The sequence below is a fragment of the Erythrobacter sp. S259 genome, from assembly GCF_057364965.1.
Genome location: NZ_CP200286.1, coordinates 671,845 through 697,437, shown reverse-complemented (window position 1 = coordinate 697,437; position 25,593 = coordinate 671,845). Strand labels below are relative to the sequence as shown.

The 25,593-nt window shown below is 57.4% G+C and carries 25 protein-coding genes and 1 pseudogene; 9 read left to right on the top strand and 17 right to left on the bottom strand.

Going from position 1 to position 25,593, the window contains the following annotated elements; genetic code table 11:
• Positions 1 to 4 precede the first annotated feature (4 nt).
• The 13 genes from AC0V60_RS03230 to AC0V60_RS03170 form a co-directional block, all read right to left on the bottom strand.
• A complete protein-coding gene (locus tag AC0V60_RS03230; protein WP_486177106.1) occupies positions 5 to 730 on the bottom strand; it encodes an NAD(P)H-binding protein in 726 nt (241 codons plus the stop codon).
• A complete protein-coding gene (locus AC0V60_RS03225) occupies positions 723 to 1,916 on the bottom strand; it encodes a deoxyguanosinetriphosphate triphosphohydrolase (protein WP_486177105.1) in 1,194 nt (397 codons plus the stop codon). The genes AC0V60_RS03230 and AC0V60_RS03225 overlap by 8 nt, the downstream gene beginning before the upstream one ends.
• Before the next feature lie 339 nt (positions 1,917 to 2,255).
• Positions 2,256 to 2,960: an aspartate/glutamate racemase family protein gene (locus tag AC0V60_RS03220; protein WP_486177104.1), complete on the bottom strand. Its 705-nt coding sequence runs from the start codon at positions 2,958 to 2,960 to the stop codon at positions 2,256 to 2,258.
• 102 nt (positions 2,961 to 3,062) lie between these two features.
• Positions 3,063 to 4,082, bottom strand: coding sequence for an alpha/beta fold hydrolase (locus tag AC0V60_RS03215; RefSeq protein WP_486177103.1), 1,020 nt, complete (start codon positions 4,080 to 4,082; stop codon positions 3,063 to 3,065).
• Positions 4,079 to 5,092, bottom strand: a complete 1,014-nt coding sequence (locus AC0V60_RS03210; RefSeq protein ID WP_486177102.1) for an SO2930 family diheme c-type cytochrome — start codon at positions 5,090 to 5,092, stop codon at positions 4,079 to 4,081. Before AC0V60_RS03210 ends, AC0V60_RS03215 begins: the two co-directional genes overlap by 4 nt.
• Entirely contained in the window at positions 5,092 to 6,276 is a 1,185-nt protein-coding gene (locus tag AC0V60_RS03205; protein WP_486177101.1) for a parallel beta-helix domain-containing protein, read from the bottom strand. Before AC0V60_RS03205 ends, AC0V60_RS03210 begins: the two co-directional genes overlap by 1 nt.
• Positions 6,277 to 6,333: 57 nt before the next feature.
• Positions 6,334 to 6,702 carry a hypothetical protein gene (locus AC0V60_RS03200; protein ID WP_486177100.1) on the bottom strand — a complete coding sequence of 123 codons (369 nt, stop codon included), beginning with the start codon at positions 6,700 to 6,702 and terminating at the stop codon, positions 6,334 to 6,336.
• A 7-nt stretch (positions 6,703 to 6,709) separates the two neighbouring features.
• Positions 6,710 to 8,173 carry an NAD(P)(+) transhydrogenase (Re/Si-specific) subunit beta gene (locus AC0V60_RS03195; protein WP_486179419.1) on the bottom strand — a complete coding sequence of 488 codons (1,464 nt, stop codon included), beginning with the start codon at positions 8,171 to 8,173 and terminating at the stop codon, positions 6,710 to 6,712.
• A 104-nt stretch (positions 8,174 to 8,277) separates the two neighbouring features.
• The gene (locus AC0V60_RS03190) at positions 8,278 to 8,559 is read right to left on the bottom strand and encodes an NAD(P) transhydrogenase subunit alpha part 2 (protein WP_486158005.1); all 282 of its coding nucleotides are present in this window, start codon (positions 8,557 to 8,559) and stop codon (positions 8,278 to 8,280) included.
• Positions 8,559 to 9,017, bottom strand: coding sequence for a hypothetical protein (locus AC0V60_RS03185; RefSeq protein WP_486177099.1), 459 nt, complete (start codon positions 9,015 to 9,017; stop codon positions 8,559 to 8,561). Before AC0V60_RS03185 ends, AC0V60_RS03190 begins: the two co-directional genes overlap by 1 nt.
• A complete protein-coding gene (locus AC0V60_RS03180; RefSeq protein ID WP_486177098.1) occupies positions 9,014 to 9,373 on the bottom strand; it encodes a PH domain-containing protein in 360 nt (119 codons plus the stop codon). The genes AC0V60_RS03185 and AC0V60_RS03180 overlap by 4 nt, the downstream gene beginning before the upstream one ends.
• A gap of 2 nt (positions 9,374 to 9,375) precedes the next feature.
• Entirely contained in the window at positions 9,376 to 10,500 is a 1,125-nt protein-coding gene (locus tag AC0V60_RS03175; RefSeq protein ID WP_486177097.1) for an NAD(P) transhydrogenase subunit alpha, read from the bottom strand.
• 12 nt (positions 10,501 to 10,512) lie between these two features.
• Positions 10,513 to 10,635, bottom strand: coding sequence for a hypothetical protein (locus tag AC0V60_RS03170; RefSeq protein ID WP_486177096.1), 123 nt, complete (start codon positions 10,633 to 10,635; stop codon positions 10,513 to 10,515).
• A gap of 406 nt (positions 10,636 to 11,041) precedes the next feature.
• Here AC0V60_RS03170 and AC0V60_RS03165 point away from each other — a divergent pair, with 406 nt between their 5' ends.
• Positions 11,042 to 12,436 carry a sigma-54-dependent transcriptional regulator gene (locus tag AC0V60_RS03165; protein WP_486179418.1) on the top strand — a complete coding sequence of 465 codons (1,395 nt, stop codon included), beginning with the start codon at positions 11,042 to 11,044 and terminating at the stop codon, positions 12,434 to 12,436.
• A gap of 15 nt (positions 12,437 to 12,451) precedes the next feature.
• Here AC0V60_RS03165 and AC0V60_RS03160 read toward each other — a convergent pair whose 3' ends face one another.
• On the bottom strand, positions 12,452 to 13,213 hold the full coding sequence (locus AC0V60_RS03160; protein WP_486177095.1) for an outer membrane protein: 762 nt from the start codon (positions 13,211 to 13,213) through the stop codon (positions 12,452 to 12,454).
• A gap of 220 nt (positions 13,214 to 13,433) precedes the next feature.
• On the opposite strand from AC0V60_RS03160, the gene AC0V60_RS03155 reads away from it, so the two are divergent.
• Positions 13,434 to 14,198: an SDR family NAD(P)-dependent oxidoreductase gene (locus tag AC0V60_RS03155; RefSeq protein WP_486177094.1), complete on the top strand. Its 765-nt coding sequence runs from the start codon at positions 13,434 to 13,436 to the stop codon at positions 14,196 to 14,198.
• A gap of 5 nt (positions 14,199 to 14,203) precedes the next feature.
• Here AC0V60_RS03155 and folP read toward each other — a convergent pair whose 3' ends face one another.
• On the bottom strand, positions 14,204 to 15,343 hold the full coding sequence (folP, locus tag AC0V60_RS03150) for a dihydropteroate synthase (protein ID WP_486177093.1): 1,140 nt from the start codon (positions 15,341 to 15,343) through the stop codon (positions 14,204 to 14,206).
• A 336-nt stretch (positions 15,344 to 15,679) separates the two neighbouring features.
• On the opposite strand from folP, the gene AC0V60_RS03145 reads away from it, so the two are divergent.
• Complete coding sequence (locus tag AC0V60_RS03145) at positions 15,680 to 18,265, top strand: HWE histidine kinase domain-containing protein (protein WP_486177092.1); 2,586 nt, start codon at positions 15,680 to 15,682, stop codon at positions 18,263 to 18,265.
• Between the two features lie 239 nt (positions 18,266 to 18,504).
• Entirely contained in the window at positions 18,505 to 19,647 is a 1,143-nt protein-coding gene (locus AC0V60_RS03140) for a DNA methyltransferase (protein WP_486177091.1), read from the top strand.
• 82 nt (positions 19,648 to 19,729) lie between these two features.
• Here AC0V60_RS03140 and AC0V60_RS03135 read toward each other — a convergent pair whose 3' ends face one another.
• A complete protein-coding gene (locus tag AC0V60_RS03135; protein WP_486177090.1) occupies positions 19,730 to 20,653 on the bottom strand; it encodes a calcium/sodium antiporter in 924 nt (307 codons plus the stop codon).
• A gap of 27 nt (positions 20,654 to 20,680) precedes the next feature.
• Positions 20,681 to 21,304 (bottom strand): ribonuclease HII, encoded by a 624-nt coding sequence (locus AC0V60_RS03130; RefSeq protein ID WP_486177089.1) that lies wholly within the window; start codon positions 21,302 to 21,304, stop codon positions 20,681 to 20,683.
• On the opposite strand from AC0V60_RS03130, the gene AC0V60_RS03125 reads away from it, so the two are divergent.
• From AC0V60_RS03125 to AC0V60_RS03105, 5 genes and pseudogenes are all read left to right on the top strand, one after another.
• A complete protein-coding gene (locus AC0V60_RS03125; protein ID WP_486177088.1) occupies positions 21,303 to 22,445 on the top strand; it encodes a PQQ-dependent sugar dehydrogenase in 1,143 nt (380 codons plus the stop codon). The genes AC0V60_RS03130 and AC0V60_RS03125 overlap by 2 nt on opposite strands.
• Positions 22,446 to 22,497: 52 nt before the next feature.
• The gene (locus AC0V60_RS03120; RefSeq protein WP_486177087.1) at positions 22,498 to 23,037 is read left to right on the top strand and encodes a GNAT family N-acetyltransferase; all 540 of its coding nucleotides are present in this window, start codon (positions 22,498 to 22,500) and stop codon (positions 23,035 to 23,037) included.
• Positions 23,038 to 23,103: 66 nt separating this feature from the next.
• Positions 23,104 to 23,652: a DUF1285 domain-containing protein gene (locus tag AC0V60_RS03115; RefSeq protein WP_486177086.1), complete on the top strand. Its 549-nt coding sequence runs from the start codon at positions 23,104 to 23,106 to the stop codon at positions 23,650 to 23,652.
• A gap of 2 nt (positions 23,653 to 23,654) precedes the next feature.
• Positions 23,655 to 24,245, top strand: coding sequence for a CoA pyrophosphatase (locus AC0V60_RS03110; protein ID WP_486177085.1), 591 nt, complete (start codon positions 23,655 to 23,657; stop codon positions 24,243 to 24,245).
• Between the two features lie 79 nt (positions 24,246 to 24,324).
• Positions 24,325 to 25,498: pseudogene (locus AC0V60_RS03105) on the top strand (CCA tRNA nucleotidyltransferase).
• Positions 25,499 to 25,593: the final 95 nt, after the last annotated feature.

Below are 25,593 nucleotides of genomic sequence, written 5' to 3'. Positions count from 1 at the left end.
TTCCTTATGGCTCGCGGTGAGAGTGTTTCGTCCGCCAATCACGCGCGGCACGTTTAATTGCCCCATTGTCGTGGGTGAAGCGTCCAGCCGCCTTGCGCAAAGCCAGCCCCATGGCCGCCTCGCATACAAGATCAGCGTTGATTGAACGGTAGCCTCGCCACTTTTGCGGCAACAACGGGTCAAGCACCGGACTGGCGATCTGGGCAATGGCCTCTAGCGGGCGAAGGTCGTCTTTGCGGGCCCCTTTCAAAAGGCCCGGGCGCAGAATATCAACCCGGTGGAGGCCAATTTTTGAGACAGCTTCCTCGGTCTCGCCTTTGATGCGCATATAGAAGCTCTTTGCGCGAGGGTCTGCTCCCGACGAACTGATCATGACGAAGTTCGAGACACCGGCCTTTTGAGCCGCTTTGGCTGTTCCGACGATCAAGTCATAATCGACCGCGCGAAAGGCGGCTTCATCGCGCCCGGCTTTGCGCCAGGTGGTGCCAAGCGCGCAGATCAAGGCGCGTGGGCGAATTGCCCCGAGCACCTCACCCCATTTTTCGACATCTGCGACAAACATCTCGACCTTGGCGCCTTTCGGCAATGGCTGCTCGCGCCGGGCGATGCCGACCATCCGCATATCATCGCCCGCGCTCGAAATCTCGATAAGGCGCCGGCCAATGAGGCCTGTTGCTCCCACAAGCCCTACCCGGACGGGCGAATGAAGCGTGCCGATTTGGTCAGACATTGATGAGCCCCTCCGGCGCTTCCCCATAAAGTTTTGCGCAAGCTTGCATTGCAAAGCGATCACTCATCCCGGCGATAAAGTCTGCTATAAGACGCGAGCGTTGCGGTTCTTGCTCGGGCAATCGCGCCTGCCATTCGGCGGGCATGAGCAGGGGATCGTCGCAGTAAGCGGCAAAAAGTTTGGTCACCACATCGCACGCCTTCTGGGCGGCAGACACCTGCTCAGGGTGGTAATACAGCTTCTTGTACATAAAGGATTTCAGTTCGCGTTCTTGCTTTGCCATGTCAGGCGAAAAGCCCGCCAATTTGCGGCCAGCGCTGCGGATGTCTGCGACACTTTCCATGCCTTTTGTCATTCCCTGCGTATATTCCAACACATCATTCACCATAAGCCCGATTTGATCGCGGATAAGCTCACGCAGTAGCCGGTCTCTAGCAGCATTTGGAAAGCGCTTTTCGACGGCTCGCCACTGGTCCGCGAGGAAATCCAGTTCCATGAGTTCGTCAAGACTGAGAAACCCTGCGCGAAGCCCATCGTCGATATCGTGATTGTCGTAAGCAATATCGTCAGCAATGGCCGCGATCTGCGCCTCGATTGACGGCCAGGTTCGAAGGTCTAGTGGGAACGCCTTGTCGAGTTCGACCAAAGCCCAGCCCGGGTCAGTGACCGGCCCATTGTGTTTGGCAAGCCCTTCGAGAAGGTCCCATGTCAGGTTCAACCCGTCATGCAGCGGATAAGGGCTTTCAAGCCGCATGACGGTGCGAAGGGTCTGCGCATTGTGACAAAATCCGCCATGCGCCGTCATCGCACTAGACAAGGCCTCTTCTCCCGCATGCCCAAACGGCGGGTGGCCAAGATCATGGGCAAGGCACAGCGCCTCTGTGAGATCCTCGTCCACCCTGAGAGCCCGCGCCAGAACTCGCCCAATTTGCGCGACCTCAATCGTGTGGGTTAGGCGGGTGCGATAGTGATCGCCATCAGGCGCAATAAACACCTGTGTTTTGGATTTAAGCCGCCTGAAGCTCATCGAGTGGATGATCCGGTCGCGGTCACGCTGAAAATCGCTGCGCGGTCCGCGTCGCTCTCCTGGTGGCAGCGCGGTTTCTGAACCGGCCGGCCTGCCCACATCAAATTCGCGTCCACCATGTGCGTTAGGGTCGGCGGCAAAGGGAGCTCGGTTGGTCACGGCTCTATCGCTTAAGTCAGCGCAGCATCCGCCTCAACGGGAACAGATCAGCAACAGTCCATGAAATTGGTGGACAGCCCGAAATAGCGCAGAACAGCATGCGAGGCAGGCGTACCAAAATTTGAAAAAAAGGGCCGCTTACCGGGTGCAATGGGGGGTGGTAAGCGGCCCCAAGAGCCTTTCAGCTCTCGGGTCATCGGCGCGACCCGAAGACCCACAAGCTCATCTGATTGTTATTGATGACAAGCTTTATTCCGGCGTAAAGCCTTGAAATTAAACTTACACCCCGCCCTCGAAAGGGATGCGGCAAAGCGTTCTTCAAGAGCGTTGAGCCGGGATCTAACTCACGGTTTCCTGTTCCAAAATCCAATTTGCGGCCGCCTCGCAATGAATTCGGGTGGAATCGAATACCGGAAGCACATTCGCATCCACATCAACCACAAGGTCGAATTCAGTGCAGGCAAGCACAACAGCTTCGGCCCCTTCTTGGGATTTATTGGTGATGATCGTTTTCATTTGACGCTCCGCATCGCGGGTGACTTTGCCAACCATCAGTTCATCATAAATGATGCGGTCCATAATCTCGACATTGGTCATGTTGGGGGGCAGCAAATCAATCCCCTGCGCGACAAGACGCTTGCGATAAAAGCTCTCTGTCATGACATTGCGCGTGCCCAAAATCGCAGCACTTTTGCATCCAGAGGCTTTCAAAGCCCTGCCCACACAATCCGCAATGTGGATGACCGGCACATCAACTGCGCCAGCGACCGCGTCATAGACCTTGTGCATGGAATTGGCGTTGATGATCAGCGCCTCGGCCCCTGCCCCCTCAAGCCGTTTCGCGCTTTCGGAGAGGATTTGCGCAGCGTCCTCCCATTCCTTGTCGTCGCGCAGCGCATAAAGCTGCGCAAAATCAACGCTCTCGATAAGAAGCGGTGCAGAGGCCATCGGCGCAGCCCGGCGCTGCACTATCCGGTTGATCCGATCATAATAGATACGGGTAGAGACCCAGCTCATCCCCCCAATCATTCCCAGTTTTCGCAAAAGTCGTGTCCCTCGAATCTTGTGAGCAATGCACGGCACTGCAAAAAGGATCGTGCCAGCCTTACACCCCGCCGTCCATAGCCATAGGGAAGCGGGGCAGGATTAAGGTGTGTGCTGTTGGTCGCCTGCCTCAGATGGAGCAAATTCCTGACGGGCAAGCCATTCCTTCACATCCCTCAAAGTCGCCTCAGCTGCTTCTTCATGCGGCAAATGGCCGATTTGGGGGTAGACCTTTAACTCGCTCGCCGGGAGGGTTTGATCGAGCCACTGCCCAGCTTCCACTGGGATGAGGCCATCTTCATCGCCCCAGATAATGAGAGACGGCGCAGTGATCGCGCTTATTTCCTCAGGCGTAAGCGGCGCATATTCGGCCGAAAAGCGCGCCATGGTTGCGGCGCGGTTGCCAGGATATCGCAGCAACTGCCAATAGCGATCAACCGCCTCTTTGGTAACGACCGCCTTGTTGGAAACACTTTGCTCGAGGCTCTGCTTGATAAGTGACCGCGGCGTAATGTGCTCTGCTATCAGGTTCACACCGGGCATGCGCGCAATGGTAAACCCAATGTTCCCGCCATCCTCTTTTTCAAGTTCAACGGGGTCCATCATCGCTTCAACCTCATCGCGCGGTGCGCCGCTAGCATCGACAAGGATGAGGCCGGAGACGCGGGCAGGATAAAGGCTGGCGACAGCAAGCGCGTGTTTGCCGCCCATGGAGTTGCCGCCAAGGATGAACGTATCAATCCCCAGCGCGTCTGCCACCTCAATGACGTCGCCCGCGTAATTGGCACGGCTGTAGTCACCGTTAGGGTCTGCCCCAGTGAGCCCGTGGCCAACCTGGTCAAAGCGGATGACGCGGTGAGTATCTTTTAGGCCTTCTACCCAAGGCTCCCAAGTGTGCAGGTCAGCGTTAGAGCCGTGAAGGAGGATAATGGGCGGGCCCTCGCCTTGTCCCTCGTCGCGAAGATGCACAGTCACCCCATCACCGATCTCGACAAATTGCGACGGCTCTGCGCCCCAGCGAGCGCGCATCATTTCAGGGTCGGTATCGGGCACGCGAAACACAAGAAAAGCGGCCACTAGCAGCCCGATCAGCACTCCAACGATGCGCAAAGTCCATTTCATTGCGGCATCTCTGCAATCCATTTGCGCATAAGCGCGACCGCTTCTTTATCGGTGGTAGACCGGCCAAGTTCGGGCATCGCAACACCCGGCTCGTCAGAGTTCATCCGGTGCACGAGGATGGATTTCTCAGGCGCTCCCGGTTCGATTGAAACGAGGAGCCCCCCTGCCCCGCGTCCTGCGGCCACGGGCGGTTTCTTGACGCCGATGGCAAAGGCATCGGTCTGGTCCCAGCTTAAGTCGAGGCCAGAATTGGACGCCCCGCCTCCAGGCTGGTGGCAATGCGCACAGTTCACATCGAGATAGGCGCGTGCACGTGCATCAGTGCTGGCGTTGGTCTCTGTCCACAGCGGCAGCGTGTCAGCACCGTCCGGAACCGCATTGAGCATGCCGCCTGCATGCATCTTGCCTAGCCATTCGTTTGAGAGATTGCGCGCTTTCGGGCCGATGGGAATGACCTCTCCTTCGACTGAGTGACACGTTTTGCACTGGTTTTTGTTGGGGATGCGGTAGCTGATTTCCTCCCCCGAAGGCGCGGTGATCGCGGTGCGGCCGCCCGCCAGCGCGAGCCGTGCCTCTGTCTGCTGCTCATTCCAGCGGTAAGGCAATGCAAGCCACCCATCCGCGCGGTGGAGGAGCACGCGGGTTTCGATGTAGCGCTGGTCCTTCCCCTCGCCAAAAGCGAACGTCTTGATGATAGCGCTGCCAATAGGGAAATTGAGCAAGCCGTCCCCATCCGCCTCAAGCGCGGTGCCTTCCGGCAGATAGATGTAGCGCAGCTTATCGGCTCCATCTGACCAAAGGGCGGTGTTGAGCGTATAAGCCTGAACACGCTCAGAAGGCTCGCGCGCGCCGTAATCTTGGAAAAAACCGTATTCTCCAAGGGTGCGCGCAAAGCCTTTGCCCGTCACAGCCGCGTCATTGACGACCGGTTTTGGAATGCCCTTCGACTGCCCCGCAACAGACAGACCAAGAGCTGCCAACGCAGCCAGGAAGAACCAATTCCCCCGCACTAGATTCGCGCGTCCAGTTCAGCCGGAGCGCCGATGCCGGTGCGGTCAAACTCACCTTCGGGTTTAGGCACAACCAATGGGGATGGGGCCGCGTCCGCCAGGCCCTTACCCTGCTGCGTAAGGTTGAGCGACCAGCCTTTGGTGCCTTCAACCGCAGTAAGGCTGCCTTGCCCATCCCACAGGACCGGAGGCAACGCCCCGCCGAACGCAGCAAGGAGCATCTCTGCGCCCTCAAACTGAGGGTCATCTCCGCCCCGGCCATAGATATTATTGCCCACCACCACGTCACGCGCGAAGGGGTTGTAGCGGTCATCGTCAAAGCTTTGGATATAGGCGATCACCATGATTGGCGCGGTTGGGTTTTCGTCGATGATATTGTCTTGGATAAGGACCTTTTCATTGGCCATCACCATGATCCCGGTGCCCCGCCTGACCCCAGCGACAATATTGCCGGGAGGGGCAAAGTTGGCGGTATCGTTGGCGACCACAAGGTTGTTTTCAACAATCACATTGCCGCCGTTCATCACTGGCAGTCCCGGCAGATCGAACACAAGGATACCGCCCGTGTTGCGCGTTGCGATATTGTGCTCAACAATCGCGTTGCGGCTGTTTTCAATCTCGATCCCGGCAACATTTGCTTCGGCAATAGAATTGCGCACGGTGATCTGATTGGATTGACCGACATAAATGCCAGCATCAGAAGCTCCGGTGACTTTTACCCCGTCGACCAGCACGCCGGTGCTTTCAACCGGATAAATGCCATAGGCGCCGTTATCGGGGTCAGGGCCATTGGTCCACGTCACGCGAATGCGGTGGTAGACAATCTGGTCCGCGCCCTTGGATTTGATCCCGTCACCTTTTGGGTTTTCGAGAGCGAAATCGCGCAAAGTGACATTGTCGGAAGTGACCAACAGCCCCTCGCCTGACCCTGCCTGCGCGGTAAAATCCAGCACGGTCCCATCCATGCCCGCGCCGCGCACTGTCACACCGTCCACATCCAGCGAAAGCCCATCAGTGATCGTGTAACGCCCGGCTTCGAGGATGATTTCATCACCCGGCTCAGCAAGTATCAGCGCTTCTTGCAACCGCTCCTGCGCGCCTTCGCCGGGGCTGATTGTGTGGGTCTCAGCCCATGCGGGTGCGGCGCTTGCTAAAGCGCATGCTGCCAGTGCAATTCTGATCATATGATGTGTCTCCCAATCCGCTGCGCATAGTGGCGCACAATGGGGAGATTTGGCAAGTCAGAAGCGGTCTTTAAATGCCTCGCCGATCAAGCCCACGCTACAGGTCGCTCCTGTCGCAGCCAGCGCGCGCACCGCTTCGGGATCATCGACGCGGCCCAAACGCGCGATGGCCTCTCTCGCAGAAGCCGGAAGACGCCCTTCCCCCTCTTCAGGCGCAAGTTTTTCAAGCTTGAGCAATTGCTCAATCGTGAGCGTATCGACGAGCCTCTCCGCCATGCATTGGGCCAGTGGCTCAGGCGCGCCATTGTCGAGCAAAGCTTGCTCCACGCGGGCCTCGGTCACCTTCTCAAGCAGCTTCTCTCCGCCAAGCACCCAGAACGCGCCAAGGCCCAATAGGAGCACAAGGAATACCAGCAGAAACCGCATGAAGCGCCTAGTCCAGCGCCTTCACAATGCCTTCGACCATTTTCTTCGCATCAGACAAAAGCATGACCGTTTGCGGCATGTAGAACACGTCATTGTCAACGCCGGCATAGCCAACGCCGCCCATCGAACGCTTGATGAAGAAGACCTGCTTGGCCTTGTCCACATCGAACACGGGCATGCCGTAAATGGGCGAGCTCTTATCGGTCTTGGCCGCCGGGTTCACAACGTCGTTTGCGCCGATGATGAAGGCAACATCGGCCTGCGCAAACTCGCTGTTGATGTCCTCAAGCTCGAAGACCTCATCGTAAGGCACATTCGCCTCGGCCAGAAGCACGTTCATGTGCCCCGGCATACGCCCTGCGACCGGGTGGATCGCATATTTTACCTCGACGCCCTTTTCTTTGAGCGCATCGGCCATTTCGCGCAGCACGTGCTGAGCCTGCGCGACCGCCATGCCGTAGCCCGGGATGATGATAACGCTCTCGGCCTGTTCAAGCATAAACGCCGCATCGTCAGCAGAGCCTTGTTTGTAAGGGCGCTGTTCACGCGGTTCCCCGCTGCCGCCGCCAGCGCCGTCTTCCGCGCCAAAGCCGCCTGCGATCACGCTGATGAAACTGCGGTTCATGGCCTTACACATGATGTAAGAAAGGATCGCGCCTGAAGAGCCCACCAGCGCGCCGGTGATAATCATCGCCGAGTTGCCAAGGGTGAAGCCCATCGCGGCTGCTGCCCAACCGGAATAGGAGTTCAGCATCGACACCACGACCGGCATATCCGCCCCGCCGATTGGGATGATGAGGAGGAAACCGATGATGAAGGCGAGCACCGTCACCCAGATGATCAGCTGCCCTTCGCCCGGACCGCCAGCACCGCTCATCGCATAAGCGGCAATCAAGCCAAGGATAGCGGCCAAAGTGCCCAGATTGATGAAGTGGCGCATAGGCAAGAGGATCGGAGACCCGCTCATCCGGCCCGAAAGCTTCAAGAAGGCGATAACCGAACCAGAGAATGTGATCGCACCAATCGCGATGCCAAGGCCCAGCTCAATACGGCTGACAACAAGCACTTGGCCCGCCGCATCCAGAATGCCGAATGCGCCGGGGTTCAGCCACGCGGCAAGGCCTACAACAACGGCTGCAAGACCCACGAGGCTGTGGAAACCCGCCACCAGTTCCGGCATAGCGGTCATCGCGATTTTGCGCGCAATAGTGACACCGATGATGCCGCCAATGAAGATCGCGATGGCGATCTCGACGATATTGGCGATGTCATGTGTGACCAGCGTCGTGATGAGGGCGATGGCCATGCCGATCATGCCATTGCGGTTACCCGCGCGGCTTGAGGCAGGTGAGGAAAGCCCACGAAGCGCGAGGATGAAGAAGACGCCCGCTGCAAGGTAGGCGAGCATAGCCCAAGCGGGGGTGCCCTCGCCTGTTGCGGCGTGGGCTGGTGCTGCGAACAAGGCCGTCATTCCCGCGAAGGCAGGAATCCAGCTTCTACCAATTGAGCGCACCGCCGAAGCAAGCTGGACCCCGGCCTGCGCCGGGGTGACGAGAGAAGTTAGCGTACCCATATCTACTTCTCCTTCTTCTTATACATGGCGAGCATACGCTCGGTCACGGCAAAGCCGCCAAAGATATTGATCGAGGCCATCACGACGCCCGCAAGGCCAAGCCATTTGGCAAGCGGGCTCGTCGCCTCTGCTGCTGCAATAAGTGCACCCACGATAATGACGCTGGAAATCGCATTGGTCACAGCCATAAGCGGCGTGTGCAGCGCAGGCGTCACCGACCAGACCACATAATAGCCGACGAAACACGCCAGCACGAAGATGGATAGGATTGAAATAAAGTCCATTATTTGCCTCTCTCGGCCAGCTCTTCGAGCACATTTTCGATACGATCCATCACAGAATTTGCGACAGACGCTTCAAACTCATCAGCTTCGCGTTGCTCTTGCTCAGTAAGTTCAGGGCACGCGATGTCGACCAAGCTCATTCCGTAGTCATAATCTGCACGCGCGATTGCAAAATCCATCCGGCGAGCGTGCGAGTTTTGGCCATCGCGCATGCTGGCGAAACGTTCCAACGCAGCTGCCGCAGCGTCGGTTCGAATGCACGGGTTATGAAGGAAGGTGAGCGTTGCCCCAACCTCTGCGCGCAATTGCGCTCCGGCCGCCACGTCATCAAGAGTGTAAGTCGCTGGCTCGCGGTCATCATGCGCCAAAGCCGCAGACGAAGCCAGAAACGCAAGAACTGCCGCGCCCGCTCGCAGGCTTACCGGCGCTCGATCAAGAAAGGGTATCGTCCGGCTCAACGTTGCAGCTTTTGCGCCATGAGCACTTGCAGACCAGTGACATCGCTATCGCGACCGATCTTGAACTCAATCATGCCAAGTCCAGACACAAAGAGCTTTATCTCACCGTCCAGATCAAACGTACCAGCGCTTTCAATCGAATAGGCGTTGATTGAACGATAAGGGACCGTTTTGTATTCCTTTTTCGAGCCTGTAAGGCCCTGAATGTTAACGTGGATTACTCGCCAGTCGGTGAAGACTATCCAGTCACGCACGGTTTTGAAAGCGACAAGCACCTGCTCATCGCCCACAAGGCAATGGCCATGACCCTTCATGAAGCCTTCAACGCTCGCAGTGGTAGCGTTCAAAATTCCCATGACTAGCTTCCCTTCAATCGCGCATTCACAACCGCACCGCCTTGGGTAAGACGGATCGCGTCGCCGATTTCTTCGTCGAGTTCCGGCTTGCCCGCCTCCTTGTCCCAAAAGGCTGAGAGGAAGTTGAAGTGGTTGCGCGCGAACAGTGCCGAGGCGTCTGCTGCCAATGCCGCTGGCGTATTGGCATAACCGATGATCTTGACGCCGTGCTTCTCAACCACTTTGTCAGCCTCAGAGCCTTCGACGTTGCCGCCTTGCGCGACAGCTAGGTCATAAATCACGCTGCCCGTCTTCATCGTCTTGATCTGCTCATCGGTGATCAGAACTGGAGCCGCGCGTCCGGGGATCAACGCGGTGGTGATGACTATGTCCTGTTTCGCGATGTGTTCGCTGACAAGCTTGGCCTGCGCTGCCTTATACTCATCGCTCATCTCGGTCGCATAACCGCCAGAACCTTCGCCCTCGATGCCTTCGACTTCGGTGACGAAGATCGCCTTAGCGCCAAGGCTTTCGATCTGTTCTTTCGTCGCGGAGCGCACATCGGTTGCCGAAACCTGCGCGCCCAAACGCCGTGCGGTCGCAATCGCTTGAAGTCCCGCGACACCCACACCCATGATAAAGCAGCGCGCGGCCTGAACTGTGCCAGCTGCCGTCATCATCATCGGAAATGCACGGCCGTATGTGTCCGCTGCGGCGAGCACGGCCTTATATCCTGCAAGGTTCGACTGAGAGGAGAGCACATCCATGGACTGCGCACGGGTGATGCGCGGCATGAATTCCATGCTCAATGCCTCAAACCCTGCTTTTGCGTAGGCCGAAAGAAGATCACCGTTCTGGAAAGGATCAAACAAGGCTGCAACCCATGCACCCGGTGATGCGCCTTTAAGCTTCGCAACGTCAGGCGCCTGAATGCCAAGCACAATATCCGCGCCCTTCACAGTGGCGCCCGCCGCCCCCACAGTTGCGCCAGCGTCCGCATAAGCCTCATCAGGGATCGAGGCGGCAAGACCTGCGCCCTTCTCAACGGCAAATTCATTACCAAGGGCAATGAACTTTTTGACCGTTTCAGGAGTTGCAGCCACCCGCGTTTCGCCGGGGGCCCGCTCTTTTAGAACAGCAATTTTCATCAATTTACGCCCTTATGGAGCGATCAGAGCCACAACAAAAAATGTGATGATCGCGATCAGCGGAATTGCCCATTTGAGCGCACCCATAAATCCATCATAGGTGGAGCGGGCGTGGTCCATATCATTGGCTGACATCGTTAAAGTCCCTTCAGCATTATTTCCCGCAAACGCACCTGAGTGCGCATTATGTTGCGCACATCGCTGCGTCTGCCAATTGTTTAGTCCCCGAACCCACTATCGAAGGGTTTGTCCAAGCTCAACCCATCAAAGGCTAATGCGGTTCCCGAGCGGTTGGGGGCTGGTTCCAATTGCAGGACACACACCTCATCGCAACAGCCTTAATTCTGTCTTTACCCGGCTACTTTAAGCCCACCTGACGTCTCACCCCGGGGCGGTTGCCGGGGATGTTAGGAATGCGGGCCGAAACTCTATGGCGCAAAGCGACGAACACGCTGAGATTACGTCCGATTCTGTGGCAGGCGAGGATTTTGACCTCGATGTAGGCGGTCTCGACGAATCAGAAGAAGACGCCCGCATCGTCATGCTGATTGATGATGAGCCTGCGCAAAGCCGTCTCATTTCTGCGATTGCCGCGCGCGATGGTTGGCGCACGGTTGTGGCAAGCGACGCTGAAACCGCAATTGCCATGCTTGGCACGCACGAGGGTATGCAGCTGTCTGCGATCTTGCTTGATCAATGGGTACCGGGCGATGACGCCTGTTCGCTAATTGCTGAGCTTAAAGAGCGCCGCCCAGCCCTGCCGATCTTGATGCTGACCACCAGCGCCTCTCCGCTGCTTGCAGTTGAAGCGATGCGTGCAGGTGCCAGCGACTACCTAGTTAAACCCATTTCACCCGACCGCCTGATGGACGCCCTTCGCGCTGTCACCACTCAGGAAGCGCCGCGCGATGAGCTTGCGCCGCTGACCGAGAAGATGTCGGCAAGCCTCGATTTCGACGCAATGATCGGCACAGCGCCGCCGTTTCGCACCGCGCTTGCTCAGGCTGCTAAGGCTGCGCGCGGGCACAACCACTCGCTCATCGAAGGCGAAAGCGGGACCGGCAAAGAGATGCTGATGCGCGCAATGCACGGGGCGAGCCCTCGTTCGAAAGAGGCGCTGCGCATTATCAACATCGCCAGCGTGCCGCCGAATTCTGTTGAATCGGTCTTGTTTGGTCATGAGCCCAACGCATTTCCAGGCGCATTCGACCGCCAGATCGGCGCGCTTCAACATTGCGATGGCGGCACTTTGGTGCTCGATGAAATTGACAGGCTCAGCCTTGCTGTCCAAGACCGGCTCAACGATGCGCTTGAGACGGGCATTGTTCGCCCGCTTGGCGCGGCGCACGGTTTCCGCATTGATATTCGTATCTTGTCGGCCAGCAATATGAGCCTCGCCCCGCTTGTCGAAGGCGGAGTGTTCAATGCAGGCCTTGCTCAAAAGCTGAGCGCAACCCGCGTGCAATTACCACCGCTACGCGAGCGCACTGGCGATATTCCTGCCCTCACCCGGCATTTCCTCACCCGCATTGGTGAGCAGCCTGGCCTCACCCATCTCTCGATTGCCGACAGCGCGCTCGGCCTGCTTGCAGCCTATGATTGGCCGGGCAATGTGCGCCAATTGCAGTCGGTGCTCTTTCGTTCGGCTGTGTATTGCGAAGGCGATACGCTGACGGCGGAAAGCTTCCCGCAGCTTTCTGAAATGATTGGTGAGCTTGATAACACCACTCAGTCCCCGCAGCACGAAGGTGTCGGCGTCATGCTCTACACCGAAGACGGCAATTTGCGCCCTCTCGAAGAGATTGAGGCCGATGTGATCCGCTTGGCCATCGGCCACTATCGTGGTCGGATGACCGAGGTCGCCCGGCGACTTGGGATTGGGCGTTCCACACTCTATCGCAAGCTGAGCGACCTCGGCATCGACAATGCGGCCTAGACAGCCGCGCACCGCCTAGAAGTTGTAGCGGATACCAGCGATCAGGCTCACCGTTTCATAATCGCCTGAGATATTAGCGTTAAAGTCGCCGCCACCGTTTGCGATAAATCGCCGTTCAAGATCGACACCTTCAACCCGCTCATACCGAGCCCGTGCGTCCAGCGCGATCGCATCGGTGATGTCAAAGCGCACTCCAATGTTGCTGTGGTAGACGAAAGCTGTGTCATCGCCCTCCACTCCAAACGTCGCTGCCGTTGCGGTCGCAGGGAAGTACGACACTTCGCTATCAACATCGGCAATGCCGATCCCGCCGCCAAAGAATGGGGTCACTCGCTGTTTATCTGAGTAGATAATGTCGGACTGATAATTGATCGTGAAAGTCTGGACATCAACCTCGCCGCCGAAAGTCTGATCGCCGCCGTTGAAGCTTCCTCCGTCAACTGTGGGGCTTGCGTAGGAATATTCCAGTTCGAGGCTAGGCTGGAAAACGCCAAATATCAGGGTTGGGAACTGGTAGCCGACCGCTGCCACAAGCGTGACGTCGCTATCGAGGTCCGTTTCCACATTGGCCGGAGCACCAGCAACTCCGGGCGACAGTCCTTCGGGGGCTTGAACCCCATCAAGGTCAAAATCGCTCGGTAGCGTGATGCCCACTCCGCCACGGACATACACACCACCGTCCACTTCCTGTGCGGCTGCGGAGGTCATTGGCAAAGCGATCGCGCCTGCTCCTGTAGCAAGGGTAAGGGTGAGACGGTGCAGAGGGGTAAAGGTCATGTACAAGCTCCTGAGAACGTTCGGGGGGACTATCGAAACACACCGTTCTCGCGCGCGTTTCGCGTTAGTGTTCGGCCCCTTTTTAAGGTTGGTTACATCTTTTTTTGCCTTTGCGATGAGCCGTTTTTGCCAGCAATTTCTTTCGTTTAGAAATGGCCCCAAGGCAGAGCAGAAGACCGGGCGCTTGAACAATCGCAGCTGCCGCTTTAGCGCGCTCTTCATGACTATTCTCAATGACTTCGCAGGCCGCACTGCTTTGATAACCGGGGCAGCCTCTGGCATTGGCGCTGCATGCGCCTGCCTCCTTGCTCAGCGCGGCGCGGCAAAGCTCATACTTGTCGATGTGGACGCCGCTGGAATGGCAGCGCTCGGCCTTGATTGCGAAGTGGAGACCATTACGGGAAGCGTCGCTGATGAAAGCCTGTGGGACGCGGTTGAGCCCAAGCTTGAAGGCCTTGATCACGCCGTGGTCAATGCTGGAATTGGCGCTGGCGGGCCTATTGCCGATCTCACCTTTAGCGAATGGCGCAGGGTGATGGATGTGAATCTCGACGGGGCTTTTCTGACCCTTCGCGCATCGCTCCGCGCTATTGCCAGGGGCGGTTCGGGTGGCAGCATCATGATCACCTCCTCTTCGACAGGCGTGAAGCCGGTGCCCGGCGTTGGCCCTTATGGCACTTCCAAAGCGGCGGTCGCGCACATGGCGCGCATTGCGGCGATGGAGAACGCCGCTGCCAACATCCGCGTCAACGCCATTGCGCCCGGCGGTGTCGACACTGCCATTTGGGAGAGCGGCGAGGACTTCAAGCGATCAGTCGAGGCCATTGGCCGCGAGGAAACGATGAAGCGCATGGCCAAGACCACACCCAATGGCCGTTTCGCAAGCTCTGAAGAGATGGCTGCAACCATGCTTTACATGCTCAGCGATGCGGCATCGAACATCACCGGCCATGTTTTGGTGAGCGATGGCGGGTTTACGCTTTAAAAAGCCTACATCGGCAACCCGCTGAAATCGGTCAGCGCTGCATCGCGCAAACCGCGCCAAACATTCCTCGCCTGCACCGTTTCGGCTACATCATGCACGCGCAGCATATGCGCGCCAGCGTTCATCGCGGTTGTTGCCAAAGCAATTGATCCGCCAAGCCTGTCATGTGCCGCTTCCTCATTGCTGAGCGCACCAATCATCCGCTTGCGGCTCATCCCCACGAGCAGCGGACTTCCCAGTGCATGGAACAGGGGCAAAGCATTAATCAGCGACAGGTTTTCGGCCAGCGTCTTGCCAAAACCAATGCCCGGATCAATCATGATCCGGTCCTCGGCAATACCGCCCGCGATAGCCTTGGCACGCTGATGCTGGAGGGTGTCAAACACATCGCTCACAACGTCTGTATATTCGCCGCCGCTTAGCCCATCGAGGGAATGCAAATCCTCACCCGTTCCCGGGGCGTGCATCAAGACAATTGGACAGCGCGAACTCGCCGCCAACTCCAGCATACGCGGATCATAGCGCAGCGCCGACACATCGTTTGCCATATGCGCGCCCTTCGAAAGCGCTGCTTCAAGCACGCCAGCGCGCCTTGTATCGACGCTGATCGCTGCTCCCATTGATGCACAATATTCGATTGCAGGGACCACCCGCTCGATCTCATCACCTTCGAAAGTCGCCTGACTGCCGGGCCGGGTACTCTCCCCGCCGATGTCGATGATGGATGCCCCCGCCTCTAGCATGGCAGCTGCATGCGCGCGCCCTGCGTCGGGATTTTCGAGCCATTCCCCGCCGTCGCTAAAGCTGTCAGGCGTTACGTTGAGAACCCCCATAATCTGGGGCTGGTCGAGGCGAATTGTGCGCGCTCCCAATTGCAATGGAGGATGAACCTTTTGCAAGTTTGCCCATTGCTCCTCAGCGTCCCTTGAAAGCGTCCCTCCCACCTCTGCCAAAGCATCGGGCGCATCGCTCACACCAAAGAGCCGGCGGTGCGTGACGCGGCCCTCCTCGCGGACCATCAAGGCGAAACGGCTGGCGTATGTCATGGTCCCAGCCAAGCGAACCGCCCCCGGCCCATCGCCAGTGCTTTCAGATTGCGGGCTTAAGGATAAGCCGACGGGTTGGAGATAAATCTTAGCTGTCATATCCGCTCAAAATCAAAGTTGATCTGGCATACATGGCACACTGTCCAAGTGCCGAAAACCTCTCCTTTCATCATCAGCATAAAGAAGCGCCAAAATGGTGCGAACAAGATCCCATTGACGGTCGCTAACCGCTAGGGGGAATGTAAGACAGTATTGAAGCGGCCCTTTCTTGCGTAATGATGTCGGAAAATTATTATTCAACGCAATGTGTAATCGCCGAATGAATGTTGAGGAACTAAGATCAGGCTTCACTATTCGCGTGCGACTTTCCATGAAGAATAGATTAAACCTCTTTCTTCTGACTGCCGTAAAAAGGTGCGGCGAAGGATTGAATTCATGAAATGGCTTTCGAGCAATGAACAGATCGACTTAAACAACTGCGACCGGGAACCCATACATATCCCTTCCGTAATTCAACCATTTGGAACGCTGATTGCGTGCGATATTCATCTGACGCAAATCAAATATGTCGCTGCGAACCTGATCGAATTCTTCCCCGACCTTCCAACGAATGTCTTGGGCGAAAGGGTCGATATCTTATTAAACAGGGACACCATTCACGCAATTGGCAATACGCTTGCCATCAATATCGCCACCAATCAGCGAAGCCGGGTGGGCCGCGCCGAGTTTGACGGTCAGGAATGCGAGTTGTTCGTTCACCGCAACGTGGACGATCTTGCCATCATCGAGATCGAGAAATTCGCAGAAGGCGTAGCGTCTGTTCTCAGTGATCCAATTCACAAAACAAGGCAATATCTGGCCCAGGCATCATCCTTTGATAACCTGCTTGAATTGCTGGATTATTGCTGCGGCGCTTTGCGGGATCTTACCGGGTACGACAGGGTCAAAGCCTACCGCTTTGCCGCCGATTGGAGCGGCGAGGTTGTTGCAGAATCGCTGGCCTCCGGCGTACCAAGCTTTCTTGGCCTGAGATATCCGGCTTGGGACATTCCCAAACAGGCAAGAGCGCTGCAAACCGTTTGCCCGCTGAGGATCTTGAGTGATGTAGATCAAGTCCCGATCCCCATCCTTGCGCAAAGTCCCGACCTTCCACCGCTCGATTTGTCTTTCGCCAATTTAAGGGGCGTCTCCCCTATTCACATTGAATATCTCAAGAACATGAAGGTCGGCGCGACGTTGAGCCTCGGTATTGTGGTGGACGGCGAATTGTGGGGTATGTTTTCATGCCATCACCGAAGCGACCGGGTGATCTCGTCGGATGTGCGAATTGCGGCTGAATTGTTTGCGCAGATCATCTCCTTGTTGATCAAAGACCGCTTTAGCCTCATGCAATCAGATGCCCGAAACAGGGCCGCTAGCATACGTCAAAAGCTGCTTGCCGAAACCGATGCGACCACCGATCTGCTGCGCAGTTTCGAGACGATCTCGACCAGCCTATGCGAGCTAATGCCGTGCGACGGTATTGCGATATTGAGAGATGGAAAACTCCAGACGAGCGGCTCTACACCGGGCAGCAAAATCATTCGCCAGATTTCCGAATTCGTCCCTGATGAAGAAGGGTTTATTGAGGCAACCGAACACCTTGCCCAATCGAAATTCATCGCCAATTTGCCCAAATCTATGGCCAAAACCTTGAATGACACAGCCGGGTGTTTGCTCATTCAGTCTGCTGCCGCTGCACCGCTGCAGGTGATGTTCTTTCGCGATGAAATCGCCTGCACTGTTCAGTGGGCAGGCAAGCCGGAGAAGAAATACGAAGAAGGCCCGCTTGGGGAGCGCATAACGCCGCGAGGGTCATTTGAGGCCTATCTCGAAGAGCAATCTGGCCGGTGCGAGCCGTGGTCAGATTTCGATATGGTCTCTGCTAATGAAATCCAGGTGCTCTTGGCCCAGATCGCGCAGAAAGCAGACCGGCAAGAAGCTGTACGAAACAAAGACCTAGTCAGCCATCAACGGCAACAGGACCTGATGATTGCTGAGCTTAATCACAGGGTGAAGAACATCCTTGCACTTATTCGTTCGTTATCACGGCAGGCACAGGAATCTTCTGGTTCGCTGGAAAGCTATGCCCACGCGCTCGAGCAAAGGATCTCCGCGCTAGCCGCAGCGCACGACCTTGCTGTGTCGGATTCCATGCGCGGGGTATCAATACGCAGCATTTTGAAAACCGAGCTTGAGCCATACCTTCAAGAAGAGATGTCGCAGGCCGTTCTAGCAGGGCCAGTGGTGGGCCTTCGCGCGGACGTTGCGCCGATGATCGCGCTCGTCTTTCACGAAGTGATTAGCAACGCTGTGAAATATGGCGCTCTGAGTACCAAAGACGGTCTGGTACAGGCGCGCTGGTCGGTTGATAAGACAGAGGGCCTCCTATTTGCCTGGCGCGAGCTTGGCGGCCCTACTGTCAATGTCCCCAATCGTCACGGATTTGGTCGATCACTTATCGAGCGGGCCATTCCTTATGAATTCGATGGGACCGCTGAATTGATATTTGACCCGGGCGGGTTGCAATTCAACTTCACCCTGCCGCCAAGCAATCTGGTTGAAATGTCTGAGGAATCTGTGCCGCTTCCGAAAGTGAAAGAGCAGCCCTTCAAAAAGGCGGCGACCGGCAAACATGCTCTGGTACTCGAAGACAACATCGTCCTTGCTATGGATATGATTGCCAGCGTGCGCAGGCTTGGCGCTGAGACGGTGAAAGATGCTGGCACAATTGAGGCAGCATTGGGATTATTGGAGAACAATGATTTTGATTTCGGCGTTCTGGACATGAACCTGCGGGGCAAGGTTGTGTTCGATGTGGCGCACGCGCTTGACCAGCGCGGCATCCCGTTTGTGTTTGTGACCGGTTACGGGTCCAAAATCGACGTGCCGAACAACCTCTCCCGCATCCCTCTTTTAACAAAGCCAATCGACGAGGGGACCTTGTCGAAGGCTTTGGAAAGTATTCTGGCTGGCCAGTGAAGGCGCACCTCGCCGCAAAGCGGTTCGCTGAGTCCTCGATGCAACACCCCCCGCATCTGGAGTCCGTGACAAGGGTGAGGACTCAACATCTAGTGTGGGCCTGTTTTGTTCCGCATGACCCTTACGGGTGTTTACTAAGCATTAACCATAAGAGCCCAGAAACTAAGCGCTTGACGCAGGGTCCAAAGGGACTCATCCCCTGTGGATAACTTTGGCAGGACCTACTTCTGGGGCAAATTATGGGCGTGATTGAAACAACAAAACAGCGGACCAAACGAGGCGCCAAAGCCGCCGTGGGTGACGTGCGCGCGCTCCTTCCATTGGGCCAAATCCTCGGCGGTGACTGCATCGAGGCGATGTGCTCTTTGCCAGACAATTCGGTCGATTGCATCTTTGCTGACCCTCCCTACAACTTGCAGCTCGGCGGCGATCTTAATCGGCCCGATGGGTCAGAAGTTGACGCGGTCACAGACCATTGGGACCAATTTGACAGCTTCCGCGCTTATGACGAATTTACAAAAGCTTGGATGCTAGAGGCGAGACGTGTTCTTAAGCCTGATGGCTCGCTCTGGGTGATCGGCTCCTACCACAATATCTTTCGCGTCGGCGCGATCCTTCAGGACATCGGTTTTTGGATTCTCAACGATGTTGTCTGGCGCAAAACCAACCCAATGCCCAATTTCAAAGGCACCCGCTTTACCAATGCCCATGAGACTTTGATCTGGGCAAGTCAGGGAGAAAAGGCGCGCTATCAATTCAACTACCGCGCGATGAAGACACTGAATGATGAGCTGCAAATGCGCTCTGACTGGGTGCTGCCGATTTGTTCAGGCAATGAGCGGTTGAAAGAGAACGGCTCCAAGGTTCACCCCACGCAGAAGCCTGAAAGCCTCCTTTACCGCGTGCTCCTTGCAACGACCGAGCGCGGTGATGTTGTTCTAGACCCGTTTTTTGGCACCGGGACCACAGGCGCCGTTGCCAAGCGTCTCGGCCGTGAATGGATCGGCTGCGAGCGTGAGGCCACCTATCGCAGCGCCGCTTACAGGCGTATCGAAAAGGAGCTACCCTTGGATGAAAGCGCGCTGACCACGATGCAATCCAAAAAGAGCGCCCCGCGCGTCGCATTTGGCGCAGTGGTGGAAAGCGGCCTTATTCCGCCTGGATCACAGATTTTCGACAAAAAGCGCCGTTGGTTTGCGACCGTGCGTGCGGATGGCTCGCTGGATTGCAAAGGCCAGGTCGGATCAATCCATGGCCTTGGTAAAGAGCTTCAAGGCGCGCCAAGCTGCAATGGATGGACCTTTTGGTATTATGAGAACGGCGGCGAGACAAAGCCGGTTGACGCTGCGCGCGAGCTTTACAGGCTGGCTAACGAAGACTGATCCTCCCAAGAGCATCGGACCAGAAGCTAGAGCTGTTTTCTAGCTGATCAGAACCAACGAAAACGCATGACGCAAGCACACCCTACGCGAACACCAGCACGACGTTTGCTACGAAGGCTGCGAGGAGAACACCGCCCAGCGCGCGGCCAATGCGCTTGGCAAGCCACAAAAGGGCAAGCAGTGCGGCGGCGCTTGCTGTCAGCAAGGCCATTTGCAGACCTCCAAGTTCGGCGGGAAGCGCAAATGGCGCGATACTCATGGTGGCCCCGCCGATAAGCAGAATGTTGTAGATGTTTGATCCCACAACATTGCCAAGCGCCAATGCTGATTTTCCCCGCAAAGCGGCTGCGATTGATGCTGCGAGCTCGGGCAGGCTTGTTCCCACAGCAACGACCGTCAAGCCGATCACTGTTTCGGGCACGTTAAAGATGGTTGCCAGTTCGATTGCTCCAGTCACCAACGCATCGCCTCCCGCCACCAAGATCGCGAGGCCCACCGCAAACAAAACGCCGGCAACGGCTCCGCTTTGCGCTCTTCCGTCACTTTCCTCCTCATCCGCAGAAGCGCTTGGATTGCGGTAGCTCCAAACGATATAGACAACGATCGCAAGCAGCAGCGCAAACCCAATCCAGCGTGCACCGTATCCTGAAAGGACAAGGCCCCAAAGCATAAGCGTAGCCGCAAGCGCGATGAGGGCATCGCGTCTACCGCTTTGTGAAAGCACGATTGGCGCAACCAAGGCTGAAACACCGAGGATAAGCAAAGTGTTGGCAAGGTTCGACCCGACGATATTGCCCCATGCAATCTGCGGAGAACCTGCAAGGCTTGCCTGAACGCTCGCCACCATCTCCGGCATCGAGGTCGCAAAACCGACAATCACGAGGCCTGTAAAGAGCGTGGAGACGCCAAGTTTCTGAGCAATTCCAACCGCTCCGCGCACAAGGAGTTCACCGCCAATAGCAAGGCCGACAAGGCCCGCCAGACTTAAGAGGATTGCCTGCAACATGGAACACGCGCCTAAAGCCTTGCGCGCTTAAAGCAAGCGCGCCTGCGCGACGGGCGCAAAACTCTGGCGGTGCAAAAGCGTGGGCCCGTGCTCCTGCAATGCTTCCATATGCTCCCTCGTCCCATATCCTTTATTGCGCTCCCAACCATATTGGGGGTGAGCTTTGGCGGCATCAATCATCAGTCTGTCGCGCCATTCCTTTGCGATGATGGATGCAGCGCTAATGGCTGCTTCTTTGCCATCACCGCCCACTATCGCGCGCGCATTCCAGCGCCATTGGCTCGACCGATTGCGGGGCGTTTGATTTCCATCAATAAGGACGATCTCTGGTTCTGCATTGAGGCTGGCCACCAAATCGCGCACACAGCGCGTCATCGCCTCCATGGTCGCTTGGAAGATGTTGATCGCGTCGATCTCCTCTGGGCCAACCACTGAAACAGCCCAGCGGCAGTTTGCACGAAGCTCTTTGTCGAATTTACCCCGGCGTGCGGCGGATAATTTCTTGGAATCTGTGACGCCGGCCGGTATCTGATCTGACAACACCACAGCAGCGGCCACGACTGGTCCTGCTAAAGGTCCTCGTCCAGCTTCATCGACCCCTATGATAATGGAGCCGGCACCAATTTTTAGTTCAGGAGTTCCCTCAGTCATGAACACTCTTTCGAAAACGACCTCCCTATCCTTCCTCCCCGCGCTCGCACTCGCAAGCTGCGCAACCGCAGAAGCCGGGGAAAGTTTGGCAAGCGCCGGTTTGACCGTCGCTCAAATGGGCGAATTTGAAAAGCCATGGGCGATCGAATTTGCCCCTGGGACCGATATGCTTTTCGTGACCGAGAAAGAAGGTGTGCTGAAAGTAATGGACACCGCCACCGGCACAACCGCAATAGTCGCGGGAGCGCCTGATGTGGCCTTTGGTGGGCAAGGCGGCTTTGGCGATATTGCCTTCCTGCCAAGCGAGGCAGGCTCAGATGTCGATGGCCGCACAATCTATCTCAGCTGGGCGGAGTTCGGCGAAGATAGCAAAGTCAGAGGCGCAGTCGTGGGCAAAGGGACGCTCGCCTGCGCCTCGATGGAGGCTTGCGCGGTTGAAGGGCTCGAGGTCATCTGGCGCCAAGCGCCCAAGGTGTCAGGCCGCGGCCATTATTCGCACCGCATCACTTTTTCCCCAGACGAAAGCCACATGTATATCGCCAGCGGTGACCGCCAAAAAATGGCTCCTGCACAAGACAATGCAAACACCATCGGCACAATTGTTCGCCTCAATCTTGACGGGACGCCAGCAGACGGCAATCCATTTGCGGAGAAAGGCGGCGTGACAGCGCAAATCTGGTCATACGGTCACCGCAATATTCTGGGCATGGATTGGGATGCCCAAGGGCGGCTTTGGGATGTGGAGCATGGCCCTGCTGGCGGCGACGAGCTGAACCTGGTGCAAAGGGCCTCCAACTATGGCTGGCCTACCCGCTCTTTCGGCGAGCATTACAATGGCGACCCGATCGCAGATCACTCCGAAGACGATGGTTTTGCCAAGCCTGCAATCTGGTGGACCCCTGTAATCGCGCCGGGGGATATGCAGTTTTATTCCGGCGACATGTTCAAAGATTGGCAGGGCGATGCTCTGATCGCTGGCCTTTCCAGCCGCGCAATTGTCCGCGTCGAAATCGACGGTGAGAACGCAACAGAGGCGGCGCGTTACCCGATTGAGGGCCGCGTGCGCTCGATTGATACGGCGGCAGATGGCAGCATTTGGGTAGCGACGGATGAAGGCAGCGTCTTGCGTCTCTCCCAATAGGCCGCATTGTAAGCTTGGCAAAAGCTCGCAAAGGCCTTAGCGCCCGCGCCCCATGTCCGATACCGCCACTCTCGTCCCGCTTTCCGCGGTTCCGTCTGCCATGATCGAGGAATTGCTCGACCGTGTGTTCGGTGATGATCGCCACGCACGCACCGCTTACCGCATTCGCGCCGGGATGGAGTGGCTGGAGGCATTGTCCTTTGCAGCGCTTGACGCAGACGAAATGCTGGTGGGTACGATCCAGTGCTATCCTGTGGGCCTCCAATCCAAAGACGGCGCGCGCGTACCTCTGGTGATGGTTGGACCGGTGGCTGTGGTGCCGGAACGCCAGGGCGAAGGTTTTGGCGTGGGGCTCATGATGGCAATGCTCGATGCGGAGGCCCGCATGGCAACCGGTGGCTCTCCGGTGTTCCCGCAAGTGCTTATCGGTGATGAAGAGTATTACGGGCGCTGGGGCTTTAACGCGGGATCAACAGGAGGTTGGAAGTGCCCTGGCCCTTATGAAAAGGAGCGGCTTTTGGCACGCGGTGCCGCGATCCCTCATATGCCCAAGGAGGGAATGCTTGGACCTTGGAGCGGCCTAAACCCCTAAGATTTGCCCATTAGTGCGCAAATGCACTTTCCTACGCCCCCACACTCTGCCATCGAGCCATCCAACATGCCTTACCAACCGCCTCCTTATTTGGCTGAGCTCAGCCTTGCCGAAATTGCAGCCCAGGTTGAGGCGCGCAAACTGCCCCCGGTCGAGAGCTGGCAGCCCCAAAAGCTGGGTGATAGTTTTATGCGTATCGCGGGCGATGGGACTTGGTATCACGAAGGCGGCCCCATACGCCGCCCTGCAATGGTCCGCGCCTTCTCAGGGCTTCTCACTCGCGATGATGCGGGTCAGCATTGGTTGGTGACGCCGTTTGAAAAGCTCACAATCGAGGTCGATGATGCGGCCTTCATTGCGGTGGACTGCGTGGCCAAAAGCGGTGATCTCGCATTTCGCCTGAGCACTGATGATCTGGTTGTTGCTGGCCCTGACAACCAATTGCGCATTGCAGGCGATCACGACACTCCCGCGATTTATTTGCATGTCCGGCGCGGGCTTGAGGCACGGCTCAATCGTTCCACTTACGCCCAGCTTGCTGAAATCGCGCTGGAAACCGGGGGAGATGATTGGATCGTCTCTAGCCAAGGCGCGCTCTTTTCGCTTCAAGGCTGAGGGTGGACCTCTTCCAAAAACTCAGCCGGCTTTACGATCAGGGCCATGCGCAGACCATCTGCGACCTCTTGACCGATGCCAATCTGGCTAGCGGTGATCGCAAGACCGCTGCGGCGGTGTTGATCGCGGTCACTGACCGCCCAGAGCCCGGTGTCATTCTGACCCAGCGCCCTCGCGATATGCGCGATCATCCCGGCCAAGTCGCGTTTCCGGGCGGCAAGTGCGAGCCGGGAGAAGACCCAGTGGCGGCAGCCCTGCGCGAGGCAGAGGAGGAGCTGGCCCTCCCCCGCGACCAAGTGCGCGTGATCGGCACCAGCGACCTCTACACAACCGGCACCGGCTTTGATGTGACCCCGGTGGTTGCTGTTGTGCCGCCAGACCTGCCCCTCATGCCCAACCCCGGCGAGGTTGAGGCCTGGTTTGAACCCCCGCTCTCTCTCCTGCTCGACCCTGCCGCGTGGAACAGGCAGGAGGTGTTCTGGAAAGGGCAAATGCGCGGTTATCTTGAGATGGATTACGAAGGATTTCGAATTTGGGGCGTGACCGCTGCGATCATTGCCAACCTTTCGCGCCGTATTGAATGGACGCGCTGATTGGGCTCACTGATTGGACCCGCTCGAAATAGTCTAAACTTGCTCCAACAGCGCAATTCTGTTTAGCGCTCTATCTACCGTGAAACCTACACTTGCAAACGCTGATTGGCCCCGCCGCGACGGCCTCAAACTGCTTGCCCAGACATTGGGGGCGGACAATATCCGCTGGGTGGGCGGCGCAGTGCGCGACACATTGCTCGGCGCTGAGGTGCACGACATTGACTGCGCCACCACGCTGACGCCGGACACGGTCATCGACCGATGCGCTGCGGCAGGGATACGCACTGTCCCAACCGGGATTGATCACGGTACAGTCACCGCGATCCTTGACGATGGAACGGCCGAGATCACAACGCTTCGCCTGGATGTCGCCACCGATGGCAGGCGCGCAACGGTCGCCTTTGCAACCGAATGGAAGGACGATGCAGCGCGCCGCGATTTCACCATCAACGCGCTCTATGCTCATCCTGAAAGCCTAGAGATTTCAGACTACTTCGGCGGCCTTGCCGACCTTGAGGCGCGCCGTGTGCGCTTTATCGGGGACGCCCGCGAACGTATCGCTGAGGACCATTTGCGCATCCTTCGCTATTACCGGTTTCAGGCCCGCTTTGGCGCTGAGCTGGATGATAAAGCGGAAAAGGCCTGCGCTGAGCTTGCCGCCACTCTCAAAGGGCTGAGCCGCGAACGGGTGGCCGATGAAATCCTGCGCCTCCTCGCCCTACCCGCTCCCGGTGCGGCGGTGGAGCGCATGTTTGATCGCGGCGTTCTGGGCGTTGTGCTGCCTGAGACTTGCAAGCCGCATGTGAAGGCGCTGCGCACGCTCATCTTCCATGAAGTCGCGCAAAATATCCCGGCTGATGCGGTTCGCCGCTTGGCCGCGCTTCTCCCCCTCGCCCGATATCGCCGAAGGGGTGGCCGCTCGGTTGCGTCTTTCCAAGGCTCAGCGTGCGCGGCTCGTTTCTGCGTCTGAGCGATTGGCGAGCGATGCTGAGAACCCGCGGGCGCTTGGCTATACGATCACCGTGCCCTTTGCCGTGGACCGGCTGCTCCTGCTTGGTGCTGATGCACAGGCACTAGCCACTTGGGAGCCGCCCACTTTTCCGCTCAAAGGCGGCGCAATTGTCGCACGCGGAGTGGCTGCAGGGCCAGAGGTTGCGCGGGTCTTGCAGACGGTTGAACGTCAATGGGTCGCGGAAGGGTTTCCTGATGAGGCGCGGGTAGAGGCGATCTTGACGGAAGTTCTGTCCACTTAGGCCTGCGAAGGCCCACCCCGCTGCGACTAACGAGCAAGCTCGCAAGTCTCGCTCCCCTCCCGCTTGCGGGAGGGGTATTCTCAAGTTCTTATTGC

What these genes read in the sequence shown, in the direction of transcription:
- AC0V60_RS03200 (WP_486177100.1), bottom strand. Translation starts at nt 6,702, where the DNA reads ATGCGGTTTCTGCTGGTATTCCTTGTGCTCCTATTGGGCCTTGGCGCG.
- AC0V60_RS03130 (WP_486177089.1), bottom strand. Translation starts at nt 21,304, where the DNA reads ATGACTGAGGGAACTCCTGAACTAAAAATTGGTGCCGGCTCCATTATC.
- AC0V60_RS03155 (WP_486177094.1), top strand. Translation starts at nt 13,434, where the DNA reads ATGACTATTCTCAATGACTTCGCAGGCCGCACTGCTTTGATAACCGGG.
- folP (WP_486177093.1), bottom strand. Translation starts at nt 15,343, where the DNA reads ATGACAGCTAAGATTTATCTCCAACCCGTCGGCTTATCCTTAAGCCCG.
- AC0V60_RS03175 (WP_486177097.1), bottom strand. Translation starts at nt 10,500, where the DNA reads ATGAAAATTGCTGTTCTAAAAGAGCGGGCCCCCGGCGAAACGCGGGTG.
- AC0V60_RS03135 (WP_486177090.1), bottom strand. Translation starts at nt 20,653, where the DNA reads ATGTTGCAGGCAATCCTCTTAAGTCTGGCGGGCCTTGTCGGCCTTGCT.
- AC0V60_RS03180 (WP_486177098.1), bottom strand. Translation starts at nt 9,373, where the DNA reads ATGGGAATTTTGAACGCTACCACTGCGAGCGTTGAAGGCTTCATGAAG.
- AC0V60_RS03125 (WP_486177088.1), top strand. Translation starts at nt 21,303, where the DNA reads ATGAACACTCTTTCGAAAACGACCTCCCTATCCTTCCTCCCCGCGCTC.
- AC0V60_RS03230 (WP_486177106.1), bottom strand. Translation starts at nt 730, where the DNA reads ATGTCTGACCAAATCGGCACGCTTCATTCGCCCGTCCGGGTAGGGCTT.
- AC0V60_RS03120 (WP_486177087.1), top strand. Translation starts at nt 22,498, where the DNA reads ATGTCCGATACCGCCACTCTCGTCCCGCTTTCCGCGGTTCCGTCTGCC.
- AC0V60_RS03190 (WP_486158005.1), bottom strand. Translation starts at nt 8,559, where the DNA reads ATGGACTTTATTTCAATCCTATCCATCTTCGTGCTGGCGTGTTTCGTC.
- AC0V60_RS03165 (WP_486179418.1), top strand. Translation starts at nt 11,042, where the DNA reads ATGCTGATTGATGATGAGCCTGCGCAAAGCCGTCTCATTTCTGCGATT.
- AC0V60_RS03145 (WP_486177092.1), top strand. Translation starts at nt 15,680, where the DNA reads ATGAAATGGCTTTCGAGCAATGAACAGATCGACTTAAACAACTGCGAC.
- AC0V60_RS03170 (WP_486177096.1), bottom strand. Translation starts at nt 10,635, where the DNA reads ATGTCAGCCAATGATATGGACCACGCCCGCTCCACCTATGATGGATTT.
- AC0V60_RS03205 (WP_486177101.1), bottom strand. Translation starts at nt 6,276, where the DNA reads ATGATCAGAATTGCACTGGCAGCATGCGCTTTAGCAAGCGCCGCACCC.
- AC0V60_RS03160 (WP_486177095.1), bottom strand. Translation starts at nt 13,213, where the DNA reads ATGACCTTTACCCCTCTGCACCGTCTCACCCTTACCCTTGCTACAGGA.
- AC0V60_RS03115 (WP_486177086.1), top strand. Translation starts at nt 23,104, where the DNA reads ATGCCTTACCAACCGCCTCCTTATTTGGCTGAGCTCAGCCTTGCCGAA.
- AC0V60_RS03195 (WP_486179419.1), bottom strand. Translation starts at nt 8,173, where the DNA reads ATGACGGCCTTGTTCGCAGCACCAGCCCACGCCGCAACAGGCGAGGGC.
- AC0V60_RS03140 (WP_486177091.1), top strand. Translation starts at nt 18,505, where the DNA reads ATGGGCGTGATTGAAACAACAAAACAGCGGACCAAACGAGGCGCCAAA.
- AC0V60_RS03215 (WP_486177103.1), bottom strand. Translation starts at nt 4,082, where the DNA reads ATGAAATGGACTTTGCGCATCGTTGGAGTGCTGATCGGGCTGCTAGTG.